The 22917-nt window shown below is 64.9% G+C and carries 22 protein-coding genes; 16 read left to right on the top strand and 6 right to left on the bottom strand.

Going from position 1 to position 22917, the window contains the following annotated elements:
• The first annotated feature begins 2 nt into the window (after window positions 1-2).
• The 14 genes from AC1D0O_RS20030 to AC1D0O_RS19965 all read left to right on the top strand — a co-directional run bounded on the left by AC1D0O_RS20030 (window position 3) and on the right by AC1D0O_RS19965 (window position 14855).
• Window positions 3-1394 carry a multicopper oxidase family protein gene (locus AC1D0O_RS20030; RefSeq protein WP_477655243.1) on the top strand — a complete coding sequence of 464 codons (1392 nt, stop codon included), beginning with the start codon at window positions 3-5 and terminating at the stop codon, window positions 1392-1394.
• 50 nt (window positions 1395-1444) lie between these two features.
• On the top strand, window positions 1445-1945 hold the full coding sequence (locus tag AC1D0O_RS20025; protein WP_477655242.1) for a cupredoxin domain-containing protein: 501 nt from the start codon (window positions 1445-1447) through the stop codon (window positions 1943-1945).
• A gap of 41 nt (window positions 1946-1986) precedes the next feature.
• The gene (locus AC1D0O_RS20020) at window positions 1987-2469 is read left to right on the top strand and encodes a DUF411 domain-containing protein (protein ID WP_477655241.1); all 483 of its coding nucleotides are present in this window, start codon (window positions 1987-1989) and stop codon (window positions 2467-2469) included.
• Window positions 2470-2481: 12 nt separating this feature from the next.
• A complete protein-coding gene (locus tag AC1D0O_RS20015) occupies window positions 2482-2784 on the top strand; it encodes a copper-binding protein (RefSeq protein ID WP_477655240.1) in 303 nt (100 codons plus the stop codon).
• A 44-nt stretch (window positions 2785-2828) separates the two neighbouring features.
• Window positions 2829-4229, top strand: coding sequence for a TAXI family TRAP transporter solute-binding subunit (locus tag AC1D0O_RS20010; protein ID WP_477655239.1), 1401 nt, complete (start codon window positions 2829-2831; stop codon window positions 4227-4229).
• 164 nt (window positions 4230-4393) lie between these two features.
• On the top strand, window positions 4394-5374 hold the full coding sequence (locus AC1D0O_RS20005; protein WP_477655238.1) for an ABC transporter permease: 981 nt from the start codon (window positions 4394-4396) through the stop codon (window positions 5372-5374).
• Between the two features lie 80 nt (window positions 5375-5454).
• Window positions 5455-7038: an ABC transporter substrate-binding protein gene (locus tag AC1D0O_RS20000; RefSeq protein ID WP_477655237.1), complete on the top strand. Its 1584-nt coding sequence runs from the start codon at window positions 5455-5457 to the stop codon at window positions 7036-7038.
• A gap of 154 nt (window positions 7039-7192) precedes the next feature.
• Window positions 7193-8110 (top strand): ABC transporter permease, encoded by a 918-nt coding sequence (locus AC1D0O_RS19995; protein ID WP_477655236.1) that lies wholly within the window; start codon window positions 7193-7195, stop codon window positions 8108-8110.
• Window positions 8111-8124: 14 nt separating this feature from the next.
• Window positions 8125-9102 carry an ABC transporter ATP-binding protein gene (locus AC1D0O_RS19990; RefSeq protein WP_477655235.1) on the top strand — a complete coding sequence of 326 codons (978 nt, stop codon included), beginning with the start codon at window positions 8125-8127 and terminating at the stop codon, window positions 9100-9102.
• Entirely contained in the window at window positions 9099-10139 is a 1041-nt protein-coding gene (locus tag AC1D0O_RS19985; protein ID WP_477655234.1) for an ABC transporter ATP-binding protein, read from the top strand. Before AC1D0O_RS19990 ends, AC1D0O_RS19985 begins: the two co-directional genes overlap by 4 nt.
• Before the next feature lie 79 nt (window positions 10140-10218).
• Window positions 10219-11427, top strand: coding sequence for a M20 aminoacylase family protein (locus tag AC1D0O_RS19980; protein ID WP_477655233.1), 1209 nt, complete (start codon window positions 10219-10221; stop codon window positions 11425-11427).
• Window positions 11428-11450: 23 nt separating this feature from the next.
• Window positions 11451-12548, top strand: a complete 1098-nt coding sequence (locus AC1D0O_RS19975; protein ID WP_477655232.1) for a M14 family metallopeptidase — start codon at window positions 11451-11453, stop codon at window positions 12546-12548.
• A gap of 47 nt (window positions 12549-12595) precedes the next feature.
• Window positions 12596-14359, top strand: coding sequence for a sensor histidine kinase (locus tag AC1D0O_RS19970; RefSeq protein ID WP_477655231.1), 1764 nt, complete (start codon window positions 12596-12598; stop codon window positions 14357-14359).
• A 130-nt stretch (window positions 14360-14489) separates the two neighbouring features.
• The gene (locus AC1D0O_RS19965) at window positions 14490-14855 is read left to right on the top strand and encodes a response regulator (RefSeq protein ID WP_477655230.1); all 366 of its coding nucleotides are present in this window, start codon (window positions 14490-14492) and stop codon (window positions 14853-14855) included.
• 13 nt (window positions 14856-14868) lie between these two features.
• Here AC1D0O_RS19965 and AC1D0O_RS19960 read toward each other — a convergent pair whose 3' ends face one another.
• Window positions 14869-15405 (bottom strand): DUF1415 domain-containing protein, encoded by a 537-nt coding sequence (locus AC1D0O_RS19960; RefSeq protein WP_477655229.1) that lies wholly within the window; start codon window positions 15403-15405, stop codon window positions 14869-14871.
• 14 nt (window positions 15406-15419) lie between these two features.
• Window positions 15420-17081: an energy-dependent translational throttle protein EttA gene (gene ettA, locus AC1D0O_RS19955; protein ID WP_477655228.1), complete on the bottom strand. Its 1662-nt coding sequence runs from the start codon at window positions 17079-17081 to the stop codon at window positions 15420-15422.
• Between the two features lie 367 nt (window positions 17082-17448).
• Here ettA and AC1D0O_RS19950 point away from each other — a divergent pair, with 367 nt between their 5' ends.
• Together AC1D0O_RS19950 and AC1D0O_RS19945 are read left to right on the top strand one after the other, a co-directional pair.
• Window positions 17449-19200 (top strand): DEAD/DEAH box helicase, encoded by a 1752-nt coding sequence (locus AC1D0O_RS19950; RefSeq protein WP_477655227.1) that lies wholly within the window; start codon window positions 17449-17451, stop codon window positions 19198-19200.
• Entirely contained in the window at window positions 19118-19768 is a 651-nt protein-coding gene (locus tag AC1D0O_RS19945) for an NAD(P)H-binding protein (protein WP_477655226.1), read from the top strand. The genes AC1D0O_RS19950 and AC1D0O_RS19945 overlap by 83 nt, the downstream gene beginning before the upstream one ends.
• A gap of 110 nt (window positions 19769-19878) precedes the next feature.
• Here AC1D0O_RS19945 and AC1D0O_RS19940 read toward each other — a convergent pair whose 3' ends face one another.
• Genes AC1D0O_RS19940 through AC1D0O_RS19925 form a run of 4 tightly spaced genes read right to left on the bottom strand, consistent with a single transcriptional unit; the run spans window position 19879 to window position 22915 of the window.
• The gene (locus AC1D0O_RS19940; protein ID WP_477655225.1) at window positions 19879-20628 is read right to left on the bottom strand and encodes a FadR/GntR family transcriptional regulator; all 750 of its coding nucleotides are present in this window, start codon (window positions 20626-20628) and stop codon (window positions 19879-19881) included.
• A gap of 9 nt (window positions 20629-20637) precedes the next feature.
• Window positions 20638-21021, bottom strand: coding sequence for a cupin domain-containing protein (locus tag AC1D0O_RS19935; RefSeq protein WP_477655224.1), 384 nt, complete (start codon window positions 21019-21021; stop codon window positions 20638-20640).
• A gap of 46 nt (window positions 21022-21067) precedes the next feature.
• Window positions 21068-22111, bottom strand: a complete 1044-nt coding sequence (locus tag AC1D0O_RS19930; protein ID WP_477655223.1) for an L-idonate 5-dehydrogenase — start codon at window positions 22109-22111, stop codon at window positions 21068-21070.
• Window positions 22112-22147: 36 nt separating this feature from the next.
• On the bottom strand, window positions 22148-22915 hold the full coding sequence (locus AC1D0O_RS19925; RefSeq protein WP_477655222.1) for an SDR family oxidoreductase: 768 nt from the start codon (window positions 22913-22915) through the stop codon (window positions 22148-22150).
• Window positions 22916-22917: the final 2 nt, after the last annotated feature.

Raw genomic sequence — 22917 nt, 5'->3', positions numbered from 1 at the left:
TCATGAATCGACGACATTTCTTCAACCGCGCCGCCACGGCAGGCATGAGCGCCGTGGCCGCCGCCTCCGTCAGCAAGGTGGCCATGGCCGCCCTGCCCGAGCCGGCCGCCATGACGCATGCCAACACGGCCGCGCCGCTCACCCCGCCCAACGGCCGGCCCTACAACCCCGTGGTCACGCTCAATGGCTGGACCCTGCCCTGGCGCATGAACAACGGCGTCAAGGAGTTCCACCTGGTGGCCGAACCCGTGGTGCGCGAGATGGCGCCCGGCTTCAGGGCCCATATGTGGGGCTACAACGGGCAGAGCCCCGGCCCGACCATCGAGGTGGTGGAAGGCGACCGTGTGCGTATCTTCATCACCAACAAGCTGCCTGAGCACACCAGCGTCCATTGGCACGGACAGCGCCTGCCGAATGGCATGGACGGTGTGGCCGGCCTGAACCAGCCGGCGATTCCCGTAGGCAAGACCTTTGTCTACGAGTTCATCGCACGGCGCCCGGGCACGTTCATGTACCACCCGCATGCCGACGAGATGACGCAGATGGCCATGGGCATGATGGGCTTCTGGGTGACCCACCCCAAAGAAAAGCATCCACTCATCGAGACCGTGGACCGCGACTTCGTGTTCCTGCTCAACGCCTACGACATCGAGCCCGGCAGCATGACGCCCAAAATCATGACCATGCTGGACTTCAACCTGTGGAGCTGGAACAGCCGCATCTTCCCCGGCATAGACCCGCTGGTGGTGCGCAGGAACGACAAGGTGCGTATCCGCGTGGGCAACCTCACCATGACCAACCACCCGATCCACCTGCACGGCCATGAATTCACGGTGACCGGCACCGACGGCGGGCCCACGCCGAAACCGGCCCGCTGGCCCGAAGTGACCACCGACGTGGCCGTGGGCCAGATGCGGCAGCTGGAGTTTCTCGCCGACGAGGAAGGCGACTGGGCTTTTCACTGCCACAAGAGCCACCACACCATGAACGCCATGGGCCACAACGTGCCCACCATGCTGGGCGTGGACCACCGCGGCCTGGTCCGGAAAATCCAGAAAGCCGCGCCCGACTACATGGTGATGGGCGAGCGCGGCATGGCCGACATGGGCAGCATGGAAATGCCGATCCCCGACAACACCGCGCCCATGATGACCGGCAAGGGGCCTTATGGCGGCGTGGAGATGGGCGGCATGTTCAGCATGCTCAAGGTGCGCGCCGGCCAGAAACCCGGCGACTACAAGGACCCGGGCTGGTACCGCCAGCCGCCCGGCACGCAGGCTTTTGAGTGGAAGGGCGCGCTCCCCGAAGCGACACGCGACAGGGCCGGCAGCGCAGCCGCCGTACCTTCCACCGAAGTCCAGATCCGCAAGCCCGCGGGCCATGGCAGCCATTGACGCTCCGCCATTGACGCGCCTCCTCCATTCAACACAATTCAAGGAACATCATGAAATTTCAATCCATGCTTCAATCCATCGCCGTTTGCGCCATCGTCGTAGGGGCTTCGGCCGCATTCGCCCACGGCAACGAAGACCATGCGGGCAAGCCGCCTGCCGCCGCCAGAAAAGAACAAAAGGACTGGGGCATTGCCGGTGACGCCAGATCGGTCACCCGCACCGTGACGCTGTCCATGAGCGACAGCATGCGCTTCACACCCGACAAGCTGGCCTTCAAGCAAGGCGAGACCGTGCGCTTTGTGATCAGCAACCAGGGGAAACTCCTGCACGAACTGGTGATCGGCACCAAACCGGAGCTCGATGCGCATGCCGCGATGATGGTGAAATTCCCCGGCATGGAACATGACGAACCCTATATGGCGCATGTGCCCGCCAGCAAGTCGGGCGAGCTGGTCTGGACCTTCAACCGCACCGGCGAATTCGACTTCGCCTGCCTGATCGCCGGCCACTACCAGGCCGGCATGGTCGGCAAGATCAGCGTGACGCGCTGAGTCGGGTTCACCGCTTTTTAATCCGACACAAGGAGCACACGATGCAAAGACGACAACTGATTCAGGCCATGGCTGTGATCGCCGGCCCCGCTATCGCGCCGGCACTGCTGGCGCAGACCCTGCCCCAGGTCGAGGTCGAGGTCTGGAAAGACCCCGATTGCGGCTGCTGCAAGGACTGGGTAGCGCACCTGGAAACAAACGGTTTTCAGGTCCGCATACACGACAGCGGCAACACGGCCGCGCGCAAACGCCTGGGCATGCCCGACAAGCTCGGCTCTTGCCATACGGCGGAAGTCAGCATGAAGGACAAGCGCTACGCCTTGGAAGGCCATGTGCCGGCCCGTGAAGTGCACCGCCTGCTCAAGGAAGCGCCCAAAGCCATCGGCCTGGCGGTACCCGGCATGCCGGTGGGTTCGCCGGGCATGGATGCGCCGCTGTACGGCGGGCGCAAGGACCCTTATGACGTGCTGCTGGTCCTCCAGGACGGCAGCAACCGTGTTTACCAAAGCTATCACCGCGTTTGACAAGGATTCCCAATGAAACATCTGAAACAAACCCTGTTCACACTGCTCGCCGCGCTGGCCGCTTCGGCAGCCCTGGCCCAAGCCGCCGCGCCGCTGACCGAAGGCGAAATCCGCAAAGTTGACAAGGAGAACGGCAAGCTCACCATCAAGCACGGTGAGATCAAGAACCTGGAGATGCCGCCCATGACCATGGTGTTCCGCGCCAGTGACCCCAAGCTGCTGGAATCGCTCAACGCGGGCGACCAGGTTGGCTTCCACGCCGAGAAGGTGGACGGCCAGTTCACGGTGACCGCGATTGAAAAGAAGGCGAAATAGGGAAAGCTGAAATAGCGGCGCCGGCAGCGTGCTAAGGTTGACGGATGCCCAAAACCATACGCTACACCCTGCTGTCACTGCGCGATCTGTGGGTCTCCGCCGGGCCTTTCATCCTGCTGGCCGTCGCCTTGCTGGCGCTGGCCTACTGGTGGCTGGACCCGAACCCGCCCAAGCGCGTGACGCTGGCCACCGGCCCGGCGCAAAGCGCGTATGAGGAATTCGGCAAACGCTACGCCAGGGCCCTGGCGGCCGAAGGCATCCAGGTGGTCCTGCAGCCCTCGGAGGGCTCGGCCGCCAACCTGCAGCTGCTGCGCGAAGGCAAGGTCGACGTGGGTTTTGTCCAGGGCGGCACCAGCGACTACACCGAGCAGGACGAGGAAGACCTGGCTTCGCTCGGCAGCCTGTTTGTGGAGCCGCTCTGGCTGTTCTACCGCGAGGACGCCGCGCGCAAAGTCGCCGCCGCGGCGCGGGCCGCCAAAAACCCGGGCGGCCGCGCGGCTGCCAAGGCCGACCCGATGGAGGACGCCAGCCTGGCGTCGCTCACGCAGTTGCAAGGCCTGCGCGTCAACGTGGGGACGCCCGGCAGCGGCGTTCCCAGCCTGATGGCCAAACTGCTGGACAGCAACCGCATTGACGCCGCGACGCTGAAACTGTCCCGGCTCGAACAGACGCCCGCCACCGTGGCCTTCCTGGGCGGCGAGCTGGACGCCATCGTGTTCGCGTCCGCGCCCGAGTCGCTGATGGTGCAGATGCTGCTGCAGACGCCCGGCGTGAAGCTGATGAACTTCGCCCAGAGCGAGGCCTATTCCCGGCGTTTCGCCTTCCTGACGCCCACACGCCTGCCGCGCGGCGTGGTGGACCTGGCCGGCAACATCCCGCCCGACGACGTGCGGCTGGTGGCGTCCACCACCTCGCTGATCACGCGCACCAGCACCCACCCCGCCCTGCAGCAACTGCTGGCCCAGGCGGGCAACGAGATCCACGGCGGGGCCGGCTGGTTCAAGAACGCCCGCGAATACCCCAACCGCGACAACAGCGAGCTGCCCATTTCCAAGGAGGCCGAGCGCGCCATCAAGAACGGCACGCCGGTGCTGCAGCGCTACCTCCCCTTCTGGGTGGCCAACCTGGTCGAGCGCATGTGGCTGGTGATGGGCATCATCATCGCCATCATGCTGCCGCTGTCGCGCATCATTCCGCCGCTTTACGCCTTTCGTGTGCGTTCGCGCATCTTCCGCTGGTACGGCCGGCTGCGCGACATCGAAAACCGGGTGGACGGCAGCGGCGACAGCGACCGCAACAGCGCCAAAAACCAGGCCCTGCTGGAAGAACTCAACGACCTGGACCGCCGGGCCGAAAAGATCACGGTGCCGCTGTCCTATGCCGACGAGCTCTATGCGCTGCGCGCCAATATCCACTTGGTGCGAAAAAAGCTGCAACGGCTTTAGAGCCAATCGCGCCGCAAAGAGGCGCGCGGCACCTTAAAAGGGCAGTGAAAAGCCCGATTCGGGGCAAGTGCCGGGCCTACGCGGTTTCTTTAACCCTAAAGTAAACCCCTGTGTCGGCATAGCAATTGCTCTGCTAGTATCGCCCGATACTTTTTCTTTGGCCGATGCTTGCTTTTATTCTGCGCCGCCTGATCCAGGCCGTGATCGTGATGGTCGTGGTCGCCCTGATCGCCTTCATGCTGTTCCAGTATGTCGGCGATCCGGTGGTGTTCCTGCTGGGGCAGGATGCCTCCCCCGCCCAGATCACCCAACTGCGCGCCGACCTCGGCCTGGACCGGCCCTTCGTCGTGCAGTTCTGGCATTTCCTCGTGAATGCCGCGCAGGGCGAATTCGGCCTGAGCCTGCGCCAGGGCGCCAAGGTCTCGCGCCTGATCGCCGAGCGCTTTCCCGCAACGCTGGAGCTGGCCCTGGTGGCGGCCCTCATGGCGCTGCTGATCGGGATCCCCATGGGCGTGTATTCGGCGCTGCGCCGCGGCAGCTTCCTGAGCCAGGTATTCATGACGATTTCGCTGCTGGGTGTGTCGCTGCCGACCTTCCTGATCGGCATTCTGCTGATCCTGGTGTTCGCCGTGGGCCTGGGCTGGTTCCCGAGTTTCGGCCGCGGCGAGACCGTGCAGATCGGCTGGTGGAGCACCGGCCTCTTCAAGGCCGACGGCTGGCACCACATCGTGCTGCCGGCTGTGACGCTGGCGGTGTTCCAGCTGACGCTGATCATGCGGCTGGTGCGCGCGGAAATGCTGGAAGTGCTGCGCACCGACTACATCAAGTTCGCGCGCGCCCGCGGCCTGCCCGACCGCGTGATCCACTTCGGCCACGCGCTCCGCAACACACTGGTACCGGTGATGACCATCACCGGGCTGCAGCTTGGCGGCCTGATCGCCTTCGCCATCATCACCGAGACCGTGTTCCAGTGGCCCGGCATGGGCCTGCTGTTCATCCAGGCGGTGACCTTCGCCGACATCCCGGTGATGGCGGCCTACCTGTGCCTGATCGCACTGATTTTTGTCATCATCAACCTGGTCGTCGACCTGCTGTACTTCGCGGTGGACCCCAGGCTGCGCGTCGGCAACGCGGCGGGCCACTGACACCACAGTCCGCACCCTTTTCCTCCGCTTTTTTCCGTTTTTACCCCGCAAGCCCTCATCCCTTCCACCAGGAGTTCCCGATGAAATTCAAGTCCAAACTGCTCTCGGCCAGCCTGCTGTGCGCCTTCGCGGCCACCAGCTTTGTCGCATCCGCGCAGACCCTGAGGGTCGCCAACCAGGGCGATTCGCTGTCCATGGACCCGCACTCGCTCAACGAGTCGCTGCAGCTCAGCGTGACCGGCAATGCCTATGAGGGCTTGGTCATCCGCAACAAGGACCTGAGCCTGGCCCCGGGCCTGGCCACCTCGTGGAAGCAGACCTCGCCGACCGTCTGGCGCTTCGAACTGCGCAAGGGCGTGCAATTCCATGACGGCACGCCGTTCACGGCCGACGACGTGGTGTTCAGCTTCAACCGCACCCAGGCCGAGGGCTCGGACATGAAAAGCTACACCAACGATTTCAAGGAAGTGCGCAAGATCAACGACCATGTGGTCGAGATCGAAACCAAGACGCCCTTCCCCATCCTGCCGGACGTGATTTCGCTGGTCTACATGATGAGCAAGAAGTGGTGCGAGACCAACCAGGCGACCCGGCCGGTGGACCGCCGCAAAGGCATTGAAAACGCGGCATCCTTCCGCGCCAATGGCACCGGCCCTTACCGCGTGCGCGAGCGCCAGCCCAATGTGCGCACCACCTTTGTCCGCAACGGCACTTACTGGGGCAAGATCGAGGGCAACGTCCAGGAAGTAATCTACACCCCCATCGGCAACGATGCGACCCGCGTGGCCGCCCTGCTGTCGGGCGAGGTCGACGTGATGGAACCGGTGCCGGTGCAGGACATCGACCGCGTCAACAGCAATGCCGGCACCAAGGTGCTGGTCGGCCCCGAGCTGCGCACCATCTTCCTGGGCATGGACCAGAAACGCGACGAGTTGTTGTACTCGAACATCAAGGGCAAGAACCCCTTCAAGGACAAGCGCGTACGCCAGGCCTTCTACCAGGCCATCGACATCGACGGCATCAAGAAAACCGTGATGCGCGGCGCCTCGGGACCAACGGCCCTGCTGATAGGCCCCGGCATCAACGGCTTCCAGCAGGAACAGAACAAGCGCCTGCCTTATGACCCGGAAGCTGCGAAGAAACTGATGGTTGAAGCCGGCTACCCCAACGGTTTCGAAGTGGCCATGAACTGCCCGAACGACCGGTATGTGAACGACAGCCGCATCTGTCAGGCCGTGGCGGCCAACCTGTCGCGCATCAACGTGAAGATCAACCTGCAGGCCGAGACCAAGGGCACTTACTTCCCCAAGATCTTGCGCCGCGACACCAGCTTTTACATGCTGGGCTGGACACCGGCCACCTATGACGCCCACAACGCACTCAATGCGCTGATCGCCTGCGTGGACGACAAGGGCGCCGGCCAGTTCAACCTGGGCGCGTATTGCAACCCCAAGGTTGACGAGCTGACGAAGAAGATCCAGTCCGAAACCGACAAGACCAAGCGCAACGCCCTGATCAAGGAAGCCTTCGACATCCACGGCGCCGACATCGGCACCCTTCCGCTGCATCAGCAGTCGCTGGCGTGGGGCACGAGCAAAAAAGTCGACGTGGTTCAGCTTGCCGACAACTTCATGTTCTTCAAGTGGGTGACGATAAAAAAATAAGCACCCCCTTTTGCCTTTTCGCTTCGCGTAGCAGCCTCTCTCCCCTCAAGGAGACAACAGCTGCGGCCCGGCCAAACCGGTTCCGCGCTGTTGCTGGCTGGCACGGGTTTCGCTTCGCTCACTTTTGATAACACTGACTGCAGCACTCTCTCCGATGAAAAAAACCCTTGCGCGCTGGCTTGACAGTGATGTGGGCCACAGCTTTCGCACTTCGCCGGTTGCGATGGTGGCGGCGGTCATTGCGCTGGTCTGCATTTTTTGCTCGGTGTTCGCCGGCTGGGTGGCGCCGCACGACCCTTTCAACCTGAGCACGCTGGAGCTCAGCGATGCCCGCCTGCCGCCGGCCTGGAGCGCGCTGGGCAGTTCCAAATACCTGCTGGGCACCGACGACCAGGGGCGCGACATTTTGTCTGCGCTGATGTATGGCGCGCGCATCTCGCTGGTGGTGGGCTTCGCCTCCGTCATCCTGTCCATGCTGGCCGGTGTCTCTCTGGGCCTGCTTGCGGGTTTTCGCGGCGGCTGGATTGACTCGGCCCTGATGCGGGTCTGCGACGTGATGTCCTCGTTTCCGCCCATTCTGGTCGCGCTGCTGATCGCCGGCGTGGGCCGCGCGGTGTTTCCCGACGCCAGCCAGCTGCTGGCCATGGGCGTGCTGATTTTGTCGATCTCCATGGGCCAGTCGGGCTGGGTCCAGTACGCGCGCACGGTGCGCGGCTCGACCATGGTGGAGCGCGGCAAGGAATACGTGCAGGCCGCCCGCGTCACCGGTGTGGCGCCGCTGCGCATCATGCGCCGCCATGTGCTGCCCAATGTGATGGGGCCGGTGCTGGTGCTGGCGACCATCCAGGTGGCGACCGCCATCATCACCGAGGCCACCCTCTCCTTCCTGGGCGTGGGCGCGCCGCCCACCTCGCCCTCGCTGGGAACGCTGATCCGCGTGGGCAATGATTACCTGTTCTCGGGCGAGTGGTGGATCACCGTGTTCCCGGGCCTGATGCTGGTGCTGATCGCGCTGAGCGTGAACCTGCTGGGCGACTGGCTGCGCGATGCCCTGAATCCACGCCTCCAGTGAAACCGAATTCCACTATGAGTCTTCTGCAAATCAAGAACCTGGTGGTCGAGTTCCCCGGCCGGCGCGGCACACTGCGCGCGCTGGACGACATCTCGTTCGACATCGCGCCCGGTGAAATCCTCGGCGTGGTGGGTGAATCGGGCGCGGGCAAATCGCTGACCGGCGCCGCCATCATCGGCCTGCTGGAGCCGCCCGGGCGCGTGGCCGGCGGCCAGGTGTTGCTCGAAGGCGAGCGCATCGACAACTTGCCCCATGAGCGCATGCGCCACATCCGCGGGCGCAAGATAGGCGCGATCTTCCAGGACCCGCTGACCTCGCTGAACCCGCTCTACACCATAGGCCGGCAGCTGGTGGAAACCATCCAGGCCCACCTGCCGGTGACGGCGCGGGAAGCCAGGGCGCGTGCCATCGAGCTGCTCAACGACACCGGCATCCCGGCGGCCGCGCAGCGCATAGACCACTATCCGCACCAGTTCTCGGGCGGCATGCGCCAGCGCGTGGTGATCGCCCTCGCCCTGGCGGCCGAACCCAAGCTGATCGTGGCCGACGAGCCGACCACCGCGCTCGACGTGTCCATCCAGGCGCAGATCATCACCTTGCTCAAAGACATCTGCAGGCAGCGCGGCGCCGCCGTGATGCTGATCACCCATGACATGGGCGTGATCGCCGAGACCTGCGACCGCGTGGCCGTGATGTATGCCGGGCGCATCGCCGAGATCGGCCCGGTGCACCAGGTGATCAACCACCCGTCGCATCCCTATACCGCAGGCCTGATGGCCGCGATTCCCGACATCGCGGTGGAGCGCGAGCGCCTCTACCAGATCGACGGCGCCATGCCGCGCCTGAACGCCATCCCGCAGGGCTGTGCCTTCAATCCGCGCTGCCCCAAGGCTTTTGACCGCTGCCGACAGGACAGGCCGGACTTGATGCCGGCCGGCGCCACGCGGGCGGCCTGCTGGCTGCACGATGCGCATGCGGGGGTAGCGGCATGAGTGAAATCCTGAATATCGAAACATTGCAAAGCGCAACGAGCGCGGGGCCCCCGCTGGTCCAGGCGCATGACCTGGCCAAGACCTTCGATGTATCACCGCCCTGGCTGAACCGCGTACTGGAACGCAAGCCCCGCCTGCTGCTCAAGGCCGTCGATGGGGTGAGCTTCGAGATTGAAAAAGGCAAGACGCTGGCGCTGGTCGGTGAATCGGGCTGCGGCAAGAGCACCGTGGCACGCCTGCTGGTGGGCCTGTATGAACCCACGCGCGGCGGCCTGACCTTCGACGGCCAGGACGCCCATGCGGTCTTCAAGACACCGGCCGGGCAACAACTGCGCAGCCGTATCCAGATGATCTTCCAGGACCCGTACGCCAGCCTGAACCCGCGCTGGACGATCGAGGACATCATCGCCGAGCCACTGCGCGAGCACGGCATCCTGGAGGCCGGCGCCGCGCTCAAGGAGCGCGTGGGCGAGCTGCTCAAGTCGGTCGGCCTGTCGCCGCTGGACATGCCCAAGTACCCGCACCAGTTCTCGGGCGGGCAGCGCCAGCGAATCTCCATCGCGCGCGCGCTGGCCACCGAGCCCGAATTCCTGGTCTGCGATGAGCCGACTTCGGCGCTCGACGTGAGCGTGCAGGCGCAGGTGCTCAACATCATGAAGGACCTGCAGCGCACGCGCGGCCTGACCTACCTCTTCATCTCGCACAATCTCGCAGTGGTGCGCCATGTCAGCGACCAGGTCGGCGTGATGTACCTGGGCCGCCTCGTGGAACTGGCCGACAAGCACAGCCTGTTCGACAGGCCGCGCCATCCCTACACACGCATGTTGCTGGACGCCATCCCAAAGATGCACGACACCGGCCGCGCCCGCACCCCGGTGTCGGGCGAAGTGCCCAATCCGCTGGACCCGCCCGGCGGCTGCACCTTCCACCCGCGCTGCCCGCACGCCAACGAGCGCTGCCGCAGCGAAAGGCCGGAATTCCTGCCACTCGAAGGCGTTCGTGTGGCCTGCCATGCGGTTGAAGAGGGCCGGATTTAGGCATTAATGCCAGGAACCCAGGCACGGTCATGCAAAGCGGAACCGGCTTGGGTAATATGTACTCTTAGGGGACATCGTCATGAAAATCATTGAATCCATCCTGGCCGGGGCGGCCGACATAGCCGCTGTGCGCCGCGACATCCACGCCCATCCCGAACTCTGCTTTAAGGAAGTGCGCACCGCCGACGTTGTGGCGCAAAAGCTCGAATCCTGGGGCATCCCGGTTCACCGCGGCATGGGCACCACCGGCGTGGTCGGCATCGTGCACGGCCGCGACGGCGGCGCCTGCGGCCGGGCCGTGGGCCTGCGCGCCGACATGGACGCCCTGCCCATGCAGGAGTTCAACAAATTCCCCCATGCCAGCACGCAGCCGGGCAAGATGCACGCCTGCGGCCATGACGGCCACACTGCCATGCTGCTGGCTGCGGCACGCCACTTCTCGCAGAACCGCGACTTTGACGGCACGGTTTACTTGATCTTCCAGCCGGCCGAAGAAGGCGGCGGCGGCGCGCGCGAGATGATCAAGGACGGCCTCTTTGAAAAATTCCCCGTCGAAGCGGTCTTCGGCATGCACAACTGGCCGGGCGCGCCTGTCGGCACTTTCGCGGTCAGCGCTGGGCCGGTGATGGCGTCGAGCAACGAATTCAAGATCACGATACGCGGCAAGGGCGGCCACGCTGCCTTGCCGCACACCGGCACTGACCCGGTGCCGATAGCCTGCCAGATGGTGCAGGGCTTCCAGAACATCATCAGCCGCAACAAGAAACCCGTGGATGCGGGCGTCATCTCGGTGACCATGATCCACGCCGGCGAGGCCACCAATGTGATCCCCGACTTCTGCGAATTGCAGGGCACGGTGCGCACCTTCAGCATCGAGGTGCTGGACCTGATCGAAAGACGCATGAAGGAAGTCGCCGAGCACACCTGCGCCGCCTTCGAGGCGCGCTGCGAGTTCAGCTTCACGCGCAACTACCCGCCCACCGTCAACAGCGCCGCCGAAGCCGATTTCGCGCGCCGGGTGATGAGCGACATCGTGGGGCCGGCCAACGTGCTGGCACAGGAGCCCACCATGGGCGCTGAAGACTTCGCCTACATGCTGCAGGCCAAACCCGGCGCCTACTGTTTCATTTCCAACGGCGACGGCGCGCACCGCGAGATGGGCCACGGCGAAGGGCCCTGCACGCTGCACAACCCGAGCTACGACTTCAACGACGACCTGATCCCCCTGGGCGGCACCTACTGGGTCCAACTGGCCACACGCTGGCTGGGCACGGCTGCCAAGGCCTGAATCCTGACCTCCAACAACACACCATGAACACACATGCGGCTTTTTCGGCCAGCTATGCGGCTGCGCGCGCGAAATTCCTTGAGGCGGCGACCTCCGCCGGCATGGCGCTTCGCGCCTACGAACACCCGCTCAAGGGCCGCGAGGGCGAAACCCTGGCCATGGACGTCGCCCTGGACGGCTCGCCCGACGCGGCGAAGCTCTTCATCGTCAGCAGCGCCTGCCACGGCGTGGAAGGCTACTGCGGCTCGGGCGTGCAGGTGTACGCCGCGCACGACGCCGAATGGCGCGCCAGGGCCCGCGCGGGCGGCGTGGCGGTGCTATACATCCATGCGCTCAACCCGCACGGCTTTTCGTACGCGCGGCGCACCACGCATGAAAACGTGGACCTGAACCGCAACTTCCATGACTTCAGCGAGCCCCTGCCCGTGAACGAAGCCTACCGCGAAGTCCACGACCTGCTGCTGCCCGAGCAATGGCCGCCCACGGCCGCGAATGAGGCCGCCATCGCGGCCTATATAGACACCCACGGCGTGACGCGCTACCAGGCGGCGGTGTCGCAGGGGCAGCATGAATACGCCGACGGCATGTTCTTCGGCGGCACCGTGCCGACCTGGAACAACCGCACCCTGCGCGAAGTGCTGCAAACCTTCGCGCAACAAGCCACACGCATCGCCTGGATGGACCTGCACACGGGCCTGGGGCCCAGCGGCATGGGCGAGCGCATCTTTGCCGGCAACGACGACGCTAAATCCCTGGCGCGCGCACGCGCCTGGTGGGACGGCGGCGGCGCCACGCCCGTGACCTCTTTCTACGACGGCTCCTCGACCTCGGCCAAACTCACGGGCCTGATGTCGTACGCCGTGCACGACGAGTGCCCGCGGGCCGAATACACCGCCATGGCCATGGAATACGGCACGCTGCCCATCCTCGAAATGATAGGCGCGCTGCGCGCCGACCACTGGCTGCACAAGCACCCCGAAGCGCCGCCCGAGGTGCACGCGGCGATCAAGCGCCAGATGATGGACGCGTTCTACGTCGACACCGACGAATGGCGCACGCAGATCGTGGCGCAGGCGCGCGAGACCATGTTCCAGACGGTGGACGGACTGGCCGCACCCTGATGGCAACACGGCGGACATCTCCTCCACCCGAGTACGATAGCCGCACCATGCCCCCTGACGCCGACCTGCAACTCCAGCTCAAGCAGTTACGGCAGCAACACCAGACGCTGCAGGCCGACTACCGCGAACTGCAGCTTGAAAAGCAGAAGCAGGAGACCTCGGCCACGCTGTGGCTGGAGCAACGCACGCGTGAACTGCAGGCCGAGGCGCTGGAGCAGAAAAAAGCCGAAACCTTGCAGCGGGTGTTCTACCGCATCGCCGAGCGCGCCGCGGCCGACCTTTCCTTTTATGACTTCCTGCAATCAGTGCACGGCCTGCTGGGCGAACTGCTGTATGCGAAGAACTGTTACGTCTGCCTCTACGACGCGCAAAAACAACGCAAGAATTTCGCCTACTACGTGGACGAGCGCGACGGCGACACCCTGCAGTTGAGCGACGTGCCCTACCGGCGCGGTCTGACCGAGTTCGTGCTGAGCACCGGCCGGCCGCAGATCATCGATGCCGCGCGGCTCAAGCTGCTCGAAGCCGGCGGCCAGGTGACGGAAGGCAGCGGCGACATGACCTTCAGCTCCTGGCTGGGCGTTCCCATGCACATACGCGGCAGCATAGGCGGCGTGCTCGCGGTGCAGGGCTATGAACCGGGCGTAGCCTACAGTGATTCGGACGCGGACATCCTCTCCTTCGTGGCCAATCACGTCAGCAGCGCTATCGAGCGCTACCAGGCGCTCGACGAGTTGCGCAAATCGGAAGAGCGCTACCGCACGGTGATTGAAAACGTCGGCGTCGGCGTCGTGGTGGTGCAGGACGGCCGCATGGTGTTCGCCAACCCCAGCCTGGAACGCATCGTGGGCCATCCGCGGGAATACCTGCTGTCCCAGCCCTACACGGCGACCGTCCACCCCGACGACCTGCCGGTGATGCGCGAGCGCCACGAACGCCGCCTGCGGGGCGACGAGGTCGACTCGATGTACGGTTTTCGGGTGATCACCCAGGCCGGCGAGGTGCGCTCGCTGGAGCTCTCCGCCGTGCAGATCGAATGGGGCAAGCGCGAGGCAACCCTGATTTTCGTGGTGGACGCCACCGCCCGCCTGCAGGCCGAGCTGACGCAGCGCCAGACGCTGCAGCGGCAGACCGAACTCAACGACATGAAGTCGCGCTTCATCTCGGTGGCTTCGCATGAATTCCGCACGCCGCTGGCCTTCATCCTGTCGTCCGCGGAGCTGCTCAAGCACTACGGCGACCGCCTGCCCGAACCCGAAAAAGCCGAAGTCATCGCCACCATAGAAACCGGCGTGCAGCGCATGACCCAGATGCTGGACCGCGTGCTGCTGCTGGGCAAGGTGGAGGCTCAGATGCTGGAGTTCCAGCCGGCCGAGCTCAACCTGCAAACGCTGTGCCAGGACCTGGTCGAAGATGCCCGCATCCAGCATTCGGAAGGGGGCTGCGAGCTGGCCCTGGAATTCGAGGCCAGTCCGGCGGTCGGGCTCTTCGATGAAAAGCTGCTGCGGCATATTTTCGGCAACCTGTTGTCCAACGCCATCAAATATTCGCCGCAGGGCGGGAAAGTCCTGTTTCGCGTCTTTTCTTCAGAGGGACGGGTGGCCTTTGAGGTCTCGGACCAGGGCATAGGGGTTCCGGCCGAAGAACTTCCCCACCTGTTTGAATGGTTTCACCGGGCCAGCAACGTCGGCGAAATCCAGGGCACGGGCCTGGGCCTGGCCATCGTCAAGAATTCCGTCGACCTGCACGGCGGCCGCATCGAAGTTGCCAGCACCGTGGGACAGGGCACGCGCTTTACCGTCACGATTTGAACATTCAAGCCCGGCAACGCTATAAGATGGGCCACCAGACCGGCGCTGCGGCGTATCCCGCCGGCTGGCGGCACAGGGAATATCCGCCCCCTCCAAACAACGACAGCGGGGCCTTCAACGCGAAAGAAAAATGGCGCGCATCCTGGTGATTGAAGACGAGTCCCATATACGGGACAACCTGCTGCGCTTCGTCCGGCTGGAGGGCCATGAAGGCGTCGCGGCGGCGGATGGCAGCGCCGGCCTGCAGGCGGCCAGGGCGCAGCTACCGGACCTGATTTTTTGCGACGTGATGATGCCGCAGATGAACGGCATGGAAGTGTTGGCCGCGCTTCAGGCCGAACCCGCGCTCAGGCAGGTGCCCTTTGTGTTCCTGTCGGCCAGCGCGGAGTCGGAGCGGCTCGAGGAAGCCCTGCGCCTGGGCGCCAGCGGCTATGTGACCAAGCCATTTAACTTCGCCCAGCTTCAGGCGGTGCTCAAACAGTATTTGCCCAAATAGGAGCGCCGCGGCTCTACAGGCCCAGCGCTTTCCAGCCCGTGTGGCCGAGTTTTTCGAGCGTCGCGATGTTCTGCTCGAAGATGGCCTCGGCCTCGGGGAATGCCTCCACGGCCCTTTCGACGCTCTCCTCGCGCAGCAAATGCAGGATGGCGAAGGGGGCGCGGTTGGTGTAGTTGCCGATGTCGTCAGGCTCGGTGCCGTCAAACTGGAACTGCGGGTGAAAGCTGGCCAGCTGGATCACGCCTTCCAGGCCGTGTTCATCCACCACGCCTTCGGCGATTTCCAGGAAGTCATTGAAATCCAGGAAGTCCTCGAACAAGGTGGGATGGATCAGCAGCGTGGTGTCGACCTCTTCGGCCGGCGTCGCCGCCAGCAAGTCCAGTTCGCGGTCAAGTTCCTCGAGCAGGTCGTCCGCATGCCGGGCACGGCTCACCACCAGACGCACCTGGTTCTTCACGTAGACCGCCTTGGCGAACGGGCACAGGTTGAGCCCGATCACGGCTTTTTCGAGCCATAAACGGGTTTTATCCAGGACCTCCTGGTCTGTCATGACAGTTCCCAAGCCTAGTGCAGGGCTTTGAAACGGACGCGTTTTGGCTTGGCACCCTCTTCACCCAAACGCTTCTTCTTGTCGGCTTCGTACTCCTGGTAGTTGCCGTTGAAGAAGGTCCACTGGCTGTCGCCTTCGGCGGCCAGGATGTGGGTGGCGATGCGGTCCAGGAACCAGCGGTCATGGCTGATCACCAGCACCGAGCCGGCGAATTCCAGCAGCGCGTCTTCGAGCGCGCGCAGGGTTTCCACGTCCAGGTCGTTCGAGGGTTCATCGAGCATCAGCACGTTGCCGCCCGCGATCAGGGTCTTGGCCAGGTGCAGGCGCCCGCGCTCACCGCCCGACAGCATGCCGACGCGCTTTTGCTGGTCGGCGCCGTTGAAGTTGAAGCGGCCGGCATAGGCGCGGCTGGGCATGGTGAACTTGCCGACGGTCAGCATGTCCAGGCCGCCGGAGATATCTTCCCAGACGGTCTTTTCATTGGCCAGGTCGTCGCGGTGCTGGTCGACAAAGGCCATGCGCGCGGTCTTGCCGATGGCGACCTCGCCGCTGTCGGGCTGCTCCTTGCCGGCGATCAGCTTGAACAGCGTGGATTTACCCGCGCCGTTGGGGCCGATGATGCCGACGATGGCACCCGCTGGCACCTGGAAGCTCAGGTTGTCGATCAGCAGGCGGTCGCCGAAGGACTTGCTGACGTTCTTGAACTCGATGACCTCATTGCCCAGGCGCTCGGCCACGGGGATGAAGATTTCCTGGGTTTCGTTTCGCTGCTGGTATTCGAAATCGGAGAGCTCCTCGAAGCGGGCCAGGCGCGACTTGCTCTTGGCCTGGCGCGCCTTGGGGTTCTGGCGCGACCATTCAAGTTCCTTCTTCAGGGCCTTGGCGCGGGCTTCCTCGCCCTTTTGCTCCTGCGCCAGGCGCTCGCCCTTCTGGTCCAGCCAGCTGCTGTAGTTGCCCTTCCAGGGGATGCCGTGTCCGCGGTCCAGCTCCAGGATCCACTCGGCGGCGTTGTCCAGGAAGTAGCGATCATGGGTGATGGCCACCACGGTGCCCGAGAAACGCTGCAGGAACTGCTCCAGCCAGTCCACCGATTCGGCGTCCAGGTGGTTGGTGGGTTCGTCGAGCAGCAACATGTCGGGCCGGGACAGCAGCAGGCTGCACAGGGCCACGCGGCGTTTTTCGCCGCCCGACAGCACGCCGATCTTGGCGTCCCAGGGCGGCAGGCGCAGCGCGTCGGCGGCGATTTCAAGCTGGTGCTCGGAGTCGGTGCCTGCCGTGGCGATGATGGCCTCCAGGCGGGCCTGCTCCGCGGCCAGTGCGTCGAAATCGGCGTCGGGCTCGCCGTAGGCCGTGTACACGGCTTCGAGCTGGGCCTTGGCGGCGAACACCGCGCCCATGCCGGCTTCCACGCTTTCACGCACCGTGTGCTCGGGGTCCAGCTTGGGTTCCTGCGGCAGGTAGCCGATGTTCAGGCCCGGCATGGGGGTGGCTTCACCCTCGATTTCCGTGTCCAGGCCGGCCATGATCTTGAGCAAGGTCGACTTGCCGGAGCCGTTGGTGCCCAGCACGCCGATCTTGGCGCCCGGGAAGAAACTGAGCGACACCTCTTTGAGGATATGGCGCTTGGGCGGCACGATCTTGCCGACCTTGTTCATAGTAAATACGTACTGAGCCATCAGGATTAACTTTGGTAAAAATGAAAAACAATGCCAGAAAACGGGCTGCTTGCCGCCTGTAAAGGCTATCTCTACAGGCTGTCAGCAGGCTTTCTTGCGGGCTGGAACGACACGCTGCGCCTGGGCGCAAACGCCTTTTGGCAAGGCGTGATTTATGCGTGAATGCCCCCATTATCGTTGCTGTGCGACAATACAGGGGTTGCTGGCTCCAGTTGCCTACAACATTTGGGCACATCCGGGTACCGCTTCAAGTGGCTGCTTACGATGTTTTCGGCCCACTTTCTGACCCCATCTGCCTTTGACTGGCGGGTTGCCTTTCAGCAAGGCGCCCAACAGGCCGATCTAAAGCGCCACACGGCGCAACATCATGACATTTGAAGAATTGAACCTGGCCCCGGCCATTCTGAAGGCTGTGCTCGAGCAGGGCTACGACACCCCCACCCCCATCCAGGCCCAAGCCATCCCCGCCGTGCTCAAGGGTGTGGACCTGCTGGGCGGCGCCCAGACCGGCACCGGCAAGACCGCTGCCTTCACCCTCCCCCTGCTGCAGCGCCTGTCCACCGAAGCGCGCCTGACCAACCGCCGCGGCGTCAATGCCGTGCGGGCCCTGATCATGACCCCGACCCGCGAACTCGCGGCCCAGGTCGAAGAAAGCGTGCGCACCTACGGCAAATACACCGACCTCACCTCCATGGTGATGTTCGGCGGCGTCGGCATGGGCGCCCAGATTGAAAAACTGCGCCGCGGCGTCGACATCCTGGTCGCCACCCCCGGCCGCCTGCTGGACCACGCGAGCCAGGGCACGCTGGACCTGAGCCAGGTGCAGATCCTGGTGCTCGACGAAGCCGACCGTATGCTGGACATGGGCTTCATCCACGACATCAAGAAGGTGCTCGCCCTGGTGCCCAAGCAGAAGCAGTCGCTGCTGTTCAGCGCGACCTTCAGCGACGAGATCCGCGAGCTGGCCAACGGCCTGCTCAAGAACCCCGAATCCATCCAGGTCACGCCGCGCAACACCACGGTGCAGCGCATCACGCAGACCATCCATCCCGTCGGCCGCAGCAAGAAAAAAGCGCTGCTGACTCACATCATCAACGAGCACAACTGGAGCCAGGTGCTGGTGTTCACCCGCACCAAGTTCGGCGCCAACAACGTGGCCGAGCACCTGACCAAAAACGGCATCCCCGCGATGGCGCTGCACGGCAACAAGAGCCAGACCGCCCGCACCCAGGCCCTGGCCGATTTCAAGAGCGGCACGATCCGCGCCCTGGTGGCCACCGACATCGCCGCCCGCGGCATCGACATCGACGAATTGCCGCACGTGGTGAACTACGAAATCCCCAACGTCAGCGAAGACTACGTTCACCGCATCGGCCGCACCGGCCGCGCCGGCAACAGCGGCGAAGCCGTCAGCCTGGTGTGCCTCGATGAAGAAGGCTTCATGCAGGACATCGAGCGCTTCACCAAGCAGAACATCGAAAAAGTCCTGGTCCCCGGCTTTGAAGCCGAGCCCGGCGAACGCGCCGAGCCGCTGGCCATGGGCCGCCAGACCATCTGGGGCGGCCTGGGCAAGCCGCCAAGCCGTGACGTGATGCAGGCAGCGGCCAAGGCCGCCCGCACCGAGATGATGCAGCGCATCCGCGACACCAAGGGTGCACAGCCCGCGCGTGGCGCAGGCGGCGGCAACGGTGGCGGCAATGGCAATGGCGGCGCGCGCGGACGCGGCCCCGCCGGCGGCGGCAACGGGGGTGGCGGCAATGGCGGCGGCAGCGGCCGCGGTCCCCGCACGCCCAATCCCGGCCAGCCACGCCAGGCTTCGGGCTACTCACAGAACGGCCAGCCGCCACGCCAGCAGGCGCAGCGCCCGCCGCGCGACGACCAGCAGCCGCGTGCGCCCCGCAATGAGTCAAGGGAGCCACGCAATGACTTCGACAACCAGCAACCCGCCAGCCACGCCTCCTCAGGCTTCCCATCCTCCGGCCAGCCCACGGGCGGCAACCGCGGCAACTACCGGGGGGGCGGCAACCGCTCCGGCGGTGGCGGCGGCTCGGGTGGCGCTGGTGGCCGGGGCAACGGGCCTCGTCGGCCGGGCGGTCCTGGCTCGTTTACTGGCCGATAAGCACTATTCGGCGGTCCACTGCGTGGGCCGTCGCGCACCAGCCCAGCGCGACCTCAAGCTGGCCGTGCACCTGGCGGACTCTTTCGCCGGATTCACCGCACCGCCGGTGGACGACGTCTTCATCGCCCTGGGCACCACCATCAAGACAGCAGGCAGCCGCGCGGCTTTCAGGGGGGTGGATTTTGATGCCGTGCTGGCCGTAGCCCGAGCCGCCCGCATTGCCGGCGCCACGCGGCTGGGTGTGGTCAGCGCCATGGGCGCAGACTCCCATTCCGTCCTCTTCTACACCCGTGTTAAAGGCGAAGCCGAAGAAGCGCTCTCGCAGCTCGGTTTTTCCACGCTGGTGGTGGTGCGGCCGTCCTTTCTGGCGGGCGACCGGGAATCCCTGGGTCAGCCCACGCGCGGCGGTGAAAAGCTGGCAATGGGCCTCTCAAAATTTCTCAACCGCGTGATACCGCTCAACTACCAGTCCATTTCGGCGGAACGCGTCGCGCGCACGCTGGTCGAGGAAGTGGCTACTCGCCAGGGCCACCACGTGATCCTGTCTGGCGAGATGCAGCAGCGCTAAGAGCGGCTCACAAAACCCGGCGAAGCGGTCCTGGCTAGGCGTGACGCCGCAGACAGTGCACCAGCATGGCAAGGCGGCCACAACAACGCCAGGAGGGTTTTGTGAGCCGCTCAAGCCGCCTTGAGCTGCTTGGCCGGGTTGCTCAGCTTGGGCAAACGGCGTCGCGAGCCGAGCACCAGCTCGATGTCCTCGTGCGCGCCGTCAATCAGTACCAGAATCGCTTTTTCGGCCTTGGCCGGGTTGCGGGCGATCACCGCGTCGAGCACCGCCCGGTGCAGCGGCAGCGAGCGCTTGGGCCCGTCCTTGCGGACGGTGGAAATTTCAAAACTGGTGCGCAGCAAGGCGCTGAGCGCCTTGCTCATCTGGACCAGCATGCGGTTGTGCGCGGCACGCAGCAGCCCCTGATGAAAGCGCAGGTCGTAGGTAACGTAGTCGCCGCCGCCTTCCACGGCACGCTTCATGCCCGCATAAGCGTCCTCGATCCCGGCGATTTCCTCCGCGCTGGCGCGCTCGGCGGCCATGCGCACGGCGGCCGGTTCGACCAGGCGCCGCAGTTCCAGCAGGTCGCGTAAAAATTCAGGCGTGATGCCGGCCTTGGCCTTCCAGGCGATGACGTCAGGGTCAAACCAGTTCCAGTGCTCCTCGGTCAGCACGCGAGTGCCCACTTTGGGCCCGGTGGTGACCAGGCCCTTGGCGATCAGCGACTTGACCGCTTCGCGCACCACCGTGCGGCTCACGCCCAGTTCCTCGCAGAGCACCGGCTCCGGCGGCATGGACATGCCGGCGGTATAACGCCCCGCGACGATGGCTTCCCCGATATGGTCAACCGTGTTGCCGTGGACGTTTTTCATGGTGGCCATGGTGTCGCCTTAACCCCGCAAGAACAACGTGACCAGCGGGTCCGGCCCTACCTGGCGGCTCCAATGGCCGTGCAGTGCCGGGTCAAAAGTGGCGCCGGCCGGCAGCACGTCGGCGGAATAGAAATGCTGGCCCGGCTTGAACACGCGTGAGACGCCGCCCTGCAACCCGATTTCCATCTCGCCGCCCAGGATGAACACCCACTGCGGGTTCGGCGTGCAATGGAACTGGCTGCGAAAACCCAGCGGGCTGTGGCGTAGCTGGTAGCCGCCCGAGGCGAACAATTCGGACAGCATTGCCTGAGGCGAGCCTTCGCCCAGCGGTATGGCCTCCTCCCGGAATTTGGCCCGGCCGTCGGTATCGGTGTAGAGAATGACTTTGGAGAAAACGGTCACAAGGGACTCCGGTGAATGGCTATAAAAAGAAAAAGCAGACGCCCCATCAGGTTTCGCCGCCAAAGGCGATTTGTACTTTCATGGATTGGCGTTTGTCGCCGGCGAGTGTAAAGGCATGCATGGCCTGGTCGAAGGCGACGATGTCGGTGATCACGGGCCGCCCGTCAATGAGCCGCTGGTTCAGGAAGGCCACCGCGACGGCGAATTCCGGATGGAAGCGGAAGGTGCCGCGCAACTCCAGCTCCTTGGCGACCAGGGTGTTGAGCGGCAGGGAGACGTTGCCGCCCAGGCCCACCGTCACGATGACGCCGCGCGGCGCCACCACATCCAGGCCCGCGACCAGGGCTTTCTCATTGCCCGAGGCCTCGAACATCACGTCGAACTGGCCTTTGCCGGCGGCAAAGGCCGCCAGGCCGTCGGGCTCCTGGGCCAGGTTGAGGGTCTGGTCCGCGCCCATTTTTTTGGCGCAGGCCAGGGGAAGCTCGGCGATGTCAGCCGCAACGATGCGGGCCGCGCCCGCGCGGCGCAGGCCGGCGATCAGCAGGGCGCCTATCGGGCCGCAACCGGTCACCAGCACCTGCTTGCCGAAGACCGAGCCGGCCCGCGAAATGGCGTGCAGGCCTACCGACAGGGGCTCGGCCAGCGCGGCCTCGGACAAAGGCAGGTCGTCGGCCACGGGATGCGCCTGGGCAGCCTCGATGACCAGGGTTTCGCGGAAAGCGCCCTGGATGTGCGGAAAACGCATCGCGCTGCCGTAAAAGCGCATGTCCATGCAGTGGTTGTGCAGGCCTTGCTGGCAGAAGCGGCAGGCGCCGCAGGGCCGCGAGGGCGAAATCGCGATGCGCTGGCCGGCGCGCAGGCCGCTGACCTCGCTGCCCACGGCCTCGATAACGCCAGACACCTCGTGGCCCAGCACCATGGGTTCCTTGATACGCACGGTGCCGAAACCGCCGTGCTGGAAGTAGTGCAGGTCGGAACCGCAAATCCCGCCGAAAGCCACCCGCACACGCAGCTGCTGCGGACCGAGGTGTTCGGCATCCAGTGCGTCAAGGCGCAGGTCTAGGGGCGCATGACAGACAAGTCCACGCATGATGTTTCTCCCTGGTTGCGCGGGCCGGCGGCGGCTTCACAGCGTCGCCGTCACCCCGCCGTCGACATATAAAACATGGCCGTTGACAAAACTGGAGGCATCGCTGGCCAGGAACACGGCAGCGCCGGCCAGCTCGGCCACCTCACCCCAGCGCCTGCTGGGCGTGCGCCCCGTGAGCCAGGCGCTGAACTGTTCGTCGGCCACCAGTTTTTCGGTGAGTTCGGTCTTGAAGTAGCCCGGGCCCAGCCCGTTGACCTGGATGCCGTAAGGACCCCAGTCGATCGCCATGCCCTTGGTCAGCATCTTCACCGCGCCCTTGCTGGCCATATAGGGCGCGATGTTGGGACGCCCCAGCTCGCTCTGCACCGAGCAGATGTTGATGATCTTGCCCTTGCCGCGCCCTATCATTTTCCGGGCGACCGCCTGGCCGACAAAAAAGACGCTGTCGACATTGGTGCGCATCAGCTCATGCCAGTCCTGGGCCGGGAAATCCTGCAGGGCCATGCGCTTTTGCATGCCGGCGTTGTTGACGAGGATGTCGATGCCGCCCAGGGTCGCCTCAATGTCGTCCACGGCCGCCAGCACCGCGCCGGCCTGGGTCACGTCGAAGCCGCTGGTGTGGACCTCCAGGCCTTCGTCGCGCAGCACAGCGGCGGCCTGCGCCAGCCTGGCGCTGTCGCGGCCGTTGAGCACAAGGCGGGCACCGGCCTGCCCCAGGCCGCGCGCGAGCGCCAGGCCGATGCCGGCCGAAGAGCCGGTGACCAGCGCCAGGCGCCCATCAAGCCTGAAAGTGTTCACGACCATGG

Source organism: Polaromonas sp. P1_F2, assembly GCF_056405735.1.
The sequence above is the reverse complement of the archived record's forward strand: the minus strand, read 5'-3'. Positions and strand labels throughout refer to the sequence as shown.

Bases quoted from the DNA above. Each gene is read 5' to 3' on its own strand.
- AC1D0O_RS20030 (WP_477655243.1), top strand. From the start codon at position 3: ATGAATCGACGACATTTCTTCAACCGCGCCGCCACGGCAGGCATGAGC.
- AC1D0O_RS20025 (WP_477655242.1), top strand. From the start codon at position 1,445: ATGAAATTTCAATCCATGCTTCAATCCATCGCCGTTTGCGCCATCGTC.
- AC1D0O_RS20020 (WP_477655241.1), top strand. From the start codon at position 1,987: ATGCAAAGACGACAACTGATTCAGGCCATGGCTGTGATCGCCGGCCCC.
- AC1D0O_RS20015 (WP_477655240.1), top strand. From the start codon at position 2,482: ATGAAACATCTGAAACAAACCCTGTTCACACTGCTCGCCGCGCTGGCC.
- AC1D0O_RS20010 (WP_477655239.1), top strand. From the start codon at position 2,829: ATGCCCAAAACCATACGCTACACCCTGCTGTCACTGCGCGATCTGTGG.
- AC1D0O_RS20005 (WP_477655238.1), top strand. From the start codon at position 4,394: ATGCTTGCTTTTATTCTGCGCCGCCTGATCCAGGCCGTGATCGTGATG.
- AC1D0O_RS20000 (WP_477655237.1), top strand. From the start codon at position 5,455: ATGAAATTCAAGTCCAAACTGCTCTCGGCCAGCCTGCTGTGCGCCTTC.
- AC1D0O_RS19995 (WP_477655236.1), top strand. From the start codon at position 7,193: ATGAAAAAAACCCTTGCGCGCTGGCTTGACAGTGATGTGGGCCACAGC.
- AC1D0O_RS19990 (WP_477655235.1), top strand. From the start codon at position 8,125: ATGAGTCTTCTGCAAATCAAGAACCTGGTGGTCGAGTTCCCCGGCCGG.
- AC1D0O_RS19985 (WP_477655234.1), top strand. From the start codon at position 9,099: ATGAGTGAAATCCTGAATATCGAAACATTGCAAAGCGCAACGAGCGCG.
- AC1D0O_RS19980 (WP_477655233.1), top strand. From the start codon at position 10,219: ATGAAAATCATTGAATCCATCCTGGCCGGGGCGGCCGACATAGCCGCT.
- AC1D0O_RS19975 (WP_477655232.1), top strand. From the start codon at position 11,451: ATGAACACACATGCGGCTTTTTCGGCCAGCTATGCGGCTGCGCGCGCG.
- AC1D0O_RS19970 (WP_477655231.1), top strand. From the start codon at position 12,596: ATGCCCCCTGACGCCGACCTGCAACTCCAGCTCAAGCAGTTACGGCAG.
- AC1D0O_RS19965 (WP_477655230.1), top strand. From the start codon at position 14,490: ATGGCGCGCATCCTGGTGATTGAAGACGAGTCCCATATACGGGACAAC.
- AC1D0O_RS19960 (WP_477655229.1), bottom strand. From the start codon at position 15,405: ATGACAGACCAGGAGGTCCTGGATAAAACCCGTTTATGGCTCGAAAAA.
- ettA (WP_477655228.1), bottom strand. From the start codon at position 17,081: ATGGCTCAGTACGTATTTACTATGAACAAGGTCGGCAAGATCGTGCCG.
- AC1D0O_RS19950 (WP_477655227.1), top strand. From the start codon at position 17,449: ATGACATTTGAAGAATTGAACCTGGCCCCGGCCATTCTGAAGGCTGTG.
- AC1D0O_RS19940 (WP_477655225.1), bottom strand. From the start codon at position 20,628: ATGGCCACCATGAAAAACGTCCACGGCAACACGGTTGACCATATCGGG.
- AC1D0O_RS19930 (WP_477655223.1), bottom strand. From the start codon at position 22,111: ATGCGTGGACTTGTCTGTCATGCGCCCCTAGACCTGCGCCTTGACGCA.
- AC1D0O_RS19925 (WP_477655222.1), bottom strand. From the start codon at position 22,915: ATGGTCGTGAACACTTTCAGGCTTGATGGGCGCCTGGCGCTGGTCACC.